Annotated in this window: 5 protein-coding genes and 1 pseudogene; all 6 read left to right on the top strand. The window is 42.2% G+C overall.

Features of this window, described 5'->3' with window-relative positions:
• Positions 1-344 (top strand): annotated as a pseudogene (locus tag VFM80_RS13025) (DNA polymerase III subunit gamma/tau); the annotation flags it as partial.
• Positions 345-447: 103 nt separating this feature from the next.
• Positions 448-795 carry a YbaB/EbfC family nucleoid-associated protein gene (locus VFM80_RS13030; protein WP_395072367.1) on the top strand — a complete coding sequence of 116 codons (348 nt, stop codon included), beginning with the start codon at positions 448-450 and terminating at the stop codon, positions 793-795.
• A gap of 74 nt (positions 796-869) precedes the next feature.
• On the top strand, positions 870-1,472 hold the full coding sequence (gene recR / locus VFM80_RS13035) for a recombination mediator RecR (protein WP_395072369.1): 603 nt from the start codon (positions 870-872) through the stop codon (positions 1,470-1,472).
• A gap of 80 nt (positions 1,473-1,552) precedes the next feature.
• Positions 1,553-3,430: a M1 family metallopeptidase gene (locus VFM80_RS13040; RefSeq protein WP_395072371.1), complete on the top strand. Its 1,878-nt coding sequence runs from the start codon at positions 1,553-1,555 to the stop codon at positions 3,428-3,430.
• Between the two features lie 130 nt (positions 3,431-3,560).
• Positions 3,561-4,712: an NAD(P)-dependent malic enzyme gene (locus tag VFM80_RS13045; RefSeq protein ID WP_395072373.1), complete on the top strand. Its 1,152-nt coding sequence runs from the start codon at positions 3,561-3,563 to the stop codon at positions 4,710-4,712.
• Between the two features lie 131 nt (positions 4,713-4,843).
• Positions 4,844-5,723, top strand: an 880-nt coding sequence (locus tag VFM80_RS13050; protein WP_395072375.1) for a carbohydrate binding family 9 domain-containing protein, incomplete at its 3' end; no start/stop codon positions are given.

The following is a 5,723-nucleotide window of genomic DNA, read 5'->3' on the forward strand; positions in this document are numbered from 1 at the left end:
TACAGGAGAAATGGGATGAATACATGGAGTTGCTTAAGGTTGATTTTCCCATGTTATTACATCTGCAAATGGAACGGGTTAAAGTAGTTAAGGTAAAAGGATCAGAATTGTACCTGGAATGTGATAACAGCTTTGCACATAAAATGCTGGATGAGCAAAAAACAGACCTCCAGAAAAAATTAAAGGAATGTGTAGGTGCTTTGCTGCGTTTTAATGTATCGGTAGTAGAACAAAGTGAAGAAGATAAACCAATGAGCGTTTATGAACGCTTCAAACAGATACAACAAAAAGACCCCATCATTCGTGATATAGTTGAGATTTTTGGGGCAGAACTTGAGTATTGATTAGCTGTCAGACTGCTGATAGCTTAAAAAAAAGAATAAATTAACGTGTGAAGTGTTAGATGCTCACAGGTTTTCATTGAAACAATCAATCTAATTTAGAATTATGAGTGACTTTAACATGGCCGATATGTTCGGCAAGATCCAGGAAATGCAAACTAAAATGCAGGAAGCCCAGGAAGGTTTAAACGATGTGATCGTGGAAGCTGAAGCCGGCGGTGGAATGGTAAAGGTGAAAGCTAACGGTAACAAGCAGATCGTTTCCATAGAAATGGATAGTGACGTTGTGGATCCAGCTGACAAAGAAATGCTGGAAGATTTAATTGTGGCAGGGGTAAATAAAGCCCTTGAAAAAGCCGAAGCAGCCTCCAAAGAAAAAATGCAGGAAATGTATAAAGGAATGATCCCCGGTGGCGGTATCCCCGGAATGGATATGTCAAAACTCGGACTCTAAATTAGGTACAAGGCTCAAGGTGCTAGGTTCAAGAACTACTTGAACCTTGAACCTAACACCTTGCCACTAAATACATGCAGATAACCTCAGAATTTTTAGAGCGGGCTATAGAGCAGCTTGCCAAACTTCCCGGAACGGGACGAAAATCAGCTCAGCGAATTGCAATTCATTTACTAAAACAGAACGATGATTACGCCATCAACCTGGCTCAGGCGATCGTTGATCTAAAAGAAAAAGTGACCCGCTGCTCGGTTTGTGGAAATGTAAGTGATTCGGATCCATGTAAAATTTGCGAAAACCCTAAACGGGATCCCTCGGCTATATGTGTTGTAGAAGAATTCAATGATGTCTACATCATCGAAAGATCGAATGAATTCAGAGGACGATATCATGTGCTTGGGGGAGTTATTTCTCCCATGGATAATATCGGTCCTGACAAACTGCGCATTCAGGAATTATTGAAGCGAGTCGGTGAAGATGATGACATTAAGGAAGTAATTTTAGCTCTGAACCCCGATGCTGAAGGAGAAGCCACTTCCTATTACATCAACAAACTGTTGAAGCAATATGATGTCAACGTAACCCGTATTGCCTATGGAATTCCTATGGGAACCGAACTTGAATTTATTGATGAGGCAACTTTAAGCCGTGCTTTCGCCAGCAGAAACAGTTTTTAGAATTAGAATTTATTCGTCAAACAACCTTTAACAAAACCATGTGCGCACTTTGCGTACTCTGTGGATAAAAATCAGAGGAAATGAAAAAACTAATACTTTTTACCTTTTTAGCGCTTTTTAGCCTTACTACTTTTGCCCAGAATCGTTCTTACTGGCAACAGGAAGTAGACTATACCATGGAAATTGATGTAGATGCAGAAAACCATCAATATGCCGGAGAACAAACGCTTGTCTATACCAATAATTCCCCTGATGTGTTAGACCGGGTGTATTACCATCTTTATTTTAATGCCTTTCAGCCGGGAAGCATGATGGATGTCCGCTCCAGAACCATCGCTGATCCGGACGGAAGAGTACTTGATCGTATTTATCACCTTGATGAAAACGAGATCGGTTACCAGAAAGTAACTTCCCTTACACAGGATGGTGAACCCGTTAATTACGAAACAGACGGCACCATTTTAGTAGTTGAATTAGATGAACCTATTCAGCCCGGAGCCACTACTACTTTCAGAATGGAGTGGGATGCTCAGGTTCCATTGCAGGTACGTCGTTCCGGCCGTGATAATTCCGAAGGCGTGGAATTTTCAATGAGTCAATGGTACCCTAAACTTGCTGAATATGATCATCAGGGATGGCATCCAAACGAATATGTAGCACGGGAATTTCATGCACCCTTTGGCAATTTTGATGTGAAGATCTCCATTGACAGAGATTATGTGTTGGGTGGAACCGGAATCCTTCAAAACCCAAATCAGATCGGATATGGTTATGAGGATGAAGGCGCCACAGTAAATCGCCCAAGTGGTGACAAGCTTACCTGGCACTTCAAAGCCGAGAACGTGATCGATTTCTTTTGGGGGGCTGATCCTGATTTTAAACATGTTACCGCCCAGGTTCCAAACGGACCAAAACTTCATTTTCTATATCAGCAACCTGCCGTAGTAGAAGGTGCTTCGGAGGAACAAAATGCTCAATACACTGAAAACTGGGAAGAGTTGGTTGGTTATACCATTGATGCTTTTAAATATGCAAACGAGCATTTTGGCGAATATCCCTATCCTCAATATACCAACCTTCAGGGTGGTGACGGCGGGATGGAATACCCTATGGGTACATTAATTACAGGCGGAAGAAGCCTGGGAAGCCTGGTCGGAGTAATGGTTCATGAGATGTATCACAGCTGGTATCAAAATGTAATAGCTACCAACGAAAGTTTATATGCATGGATGGATGAAGGCTTTACCAGCTTTGCCTCTTCTGAAACAATGGCCCATTTATTCGATCGTGAAGGAAATCCACATCGGGGCTCTCTTCAAAATTATCGATATATAGCAAAGAGTGACCTGGAAGAACCTTTGAGCACCCATGCAGATCACTACAATACAAATGGAGCTTATAGTGTGGCTGCGTATTCTAAAGGAGCTGTTTTTCTTAACCAAATTCGGTACATCATTGGTGAAGAAGATTTCAGGGAAGGAATGCTACGCTATCACAATGAATGGAAGTTCAAGCACCCTACCGATCTGGATTTCATCAGCATTATGGAAAAAGAGTCCGGAATGATCCTGGATTGGTTCTATGAATATTTCGTCCAAACAACCAAAACCATCGACTACAGCATCAATTCTGTATTGGGTAACGAGAATAAAACCATCTTTAAGCTAGAGCGCATTGGCCTGATGCCCATGCCACTGGATATATTAGTAGAGTATAATGATGGCAGCAGCGAGATGTTCTATATCCCATTGCGTATGATGCGTGGTGAAAAACCCGCTGAAAGTGATATGAAGCGAACGGTATTGCAAGACTGGCCATGGGTTCAGCCGGAATATAACCTCACCGTCAACAAACCTGCATCACAGATCAAAACAATTACCATTGATCCAAGCGGTCGATTGGCCGACATCAATCCTGAAAATAATTCCTTTGATGTGGCTTCAATGTTGAACGATTAATTTCTTATTTTTACGTCATTGAAAGGCGTTGCAACATGCAACGCCTTTTTTATTGGAATGAACTCGAATTAAAGCACTGTACCCGTTATTTCAAATCTAAATTGGAATGACTGAATAAATCACTCATATCATGGCACAAAAAGATTACGCTAAACTTGCTATAGAAGCCCATAAAAAGTACAAAGGTAAAATTTCCATTGAGCCTAAGATGCCTTTGGAAACCAAAGATGATCTTAGTATTGCTTATACCCCGGGAGTGGCCAGCCCCTGCGAAGAAATAGCTTTAGATAAAGAAAAAGCATACGACTATACGGTAAAAGGCAATTTGGTTGCCGTAGTCAGTGACGGCTCGGCTGTGCTTGGATTGGGTAATATTGGCCCTGAAGCTTCCCTACCTGTTATGGAAGGTAAAGCTGTGCTTTTCAAAAAATTTGCAGGCGTAGATGCTGTACCCATAGTGTTAGATACCCAAAGCACGGATGAGATCATCAAAACAGTAAAAATGATTGCTCCCGGTTTTGGCGGCATTAACCTCGAAGATATATCAGCCCCGCGCTGTTTTGAGATTGAACGTCGTTTAAAGGAAGAGTTAGATATTCCTGTTTTCCATGATGATCAGCATGGAACAGCAATTGTAACCTTAGCCGGAATCTATAATGCGTTAAAGCTCACCGGAAAAAACATTAAAGATCTTCAGGTTGTAATAAACGGAGCCGGAGCTGCCGGTGTAGCTATAGTAAAACTCTTGTTTGCTGCAGGCGTTAAAGATGTAATTATGTGTGACAGCCGGGGCATTATTTATAAAGGCAGAAAAAGCCTTAATGACACCAAAAAAGAAATGGCACAGATCACCAACAAGCAAATGCGCAAAGGCAGCCTTGAAGATGCTGTAAAGGACATGGATGTATTTATCGGTGTTTCTGTACCAAATGTACTTTCCAAAAAAATGGTAAGATCCATGAACAACGATCCCATGATCTTTGCCATGTCCAATCCAATTCCTGAGATCATGCCGGAAGATGCACTTGAAGCAGGTGCATCTGTGGTTGCTACCGGCCGCTCTGATTTCCCTAATCAGATAAACAATGTACTTGCCTTTCCGGGCTTGTTTCGCGGAGCACTTGATGCCCGCCTTACCAAATTGACCACAAAAATGTTTATCACTGCTGCCAAAGCAATTGCTGATTGTGTGGAAGTGGTTTCTGCTGAAAAGATCATTCCCAGTCCTTTTGATGAGCGGGTGCCGGCACGCGTAGCAGAAGCGATCAAGGAAAGTGCCTGATAAAGAGCCCTTCTGAGAGAAAATAATTAATACATTCCTGTACTTTTACTTTATACTTTTTAACAATACTGCTATTCTCATATTCAGTAATTTTACTTTCTAAAAAAATCACCCTCTATTAACAGGATGGAATGAGATCGTTACTTTTATCATTAGTTTTAGCATCGCTTGCTTTATGTTCACCGGCGTCTATTCTTGCTCAATCTGCTACATTGGTTGAGCGGCCCTCAAGTTATGAGGTTACCGCAGTGTTTGCGGAAACAGCACCCTACATTGATGGCAATCTGGATGACGAAGTTTGGCAGGATATCCCTCCCATTACCGAATTTACACAGGTATGGCCTAATGATGGAGCACCCGCTACAGAAGACACTGAAGTTCGTATTGCTTACGATCGTGACAACCTCTATTTCGCTTTCAGATTTTATGACAAGAACCCGGATTTAATCCGTGCCAAAAACCTGGAACGGGGCGGTCGTAACAACCGGGATGATCACGCCTACATCGGTATTGATACTTATCGTGACGGGCGAAATGCCTATTTATTTGAGATGAATGCACTTGGCACTCAGGATGATGCCCTCGTAACAGACGAGAAGATCGACTATGGAAGTTTTTCCTGGGATGCAGTCTTTATCAGTGAAACAAAGATTGATGATGAAGGCTGGACTCTTGAGGTCTCCATTCCCTTTCGACAGTTACGCTTTCCAGAGGGTGAAGAACTTGAATTCGGCCTGATGCTATCCCGTATGATAAACCGAAAGAATGAGCGTGTTCTATGGCCTGCTATTGGGATGGAATATGGCGGAAGCTTCGGAGTTGTAGCCGCGGCCTCTCAATATGGAACCCTGAAAGGGATAAAAAATATCCGTCGCGGAAATAATATCGAGCTTAAACCTTATATCATCTCCGGTGTGCAAGAAGTTCGGCCAGATCTTCAAAATGAACAGACTGAAACTGATTATACCTACGATATTGGCGGTGACTTAAAATGGGGAATCACTTCGAACC

The sequence above is a fragment of the Gracilimonas sp. genome, assembly GCF_035704785.1.
GTDB lineage: Bacteria > Bacteroidota > Rhodothermia > Balneolales > Balneolaceae > Gracilimonas.

What these genes read in the sequence shown, in the direction of transcription:
- VFM80_RS13030 (WP_395072367.1), top strand. Translation starts at nt 448, where the DNA reads ATGAGTGACTTTAACATGGCCGATATGTTCGGCAAGATCCAGGAAATG.
- recR (WP_395072369.1), top strand. Translation starts at nt 870, where the DNA reads ATGCAGATAACCTCAGAATTTTTAGAGCGGGCTATAGAGCAGCTTGCC.
- VFM80_RS13040 (WP_395072371.1), top strand. Translation starts at nt 1,553, where the DNA reads ATGAAAAAACTAATACTTTTTACCTTTTTAGCGCTTTTTAGCCTTACT.
- VFM80_RS13045 (WP_395072373.1), top strand. Translation starts at nt 3,561, where the DNA reads ATGGCACAAAAAGATTACGCTAAACTTGCTATAGAAGCCCATAAAAAG.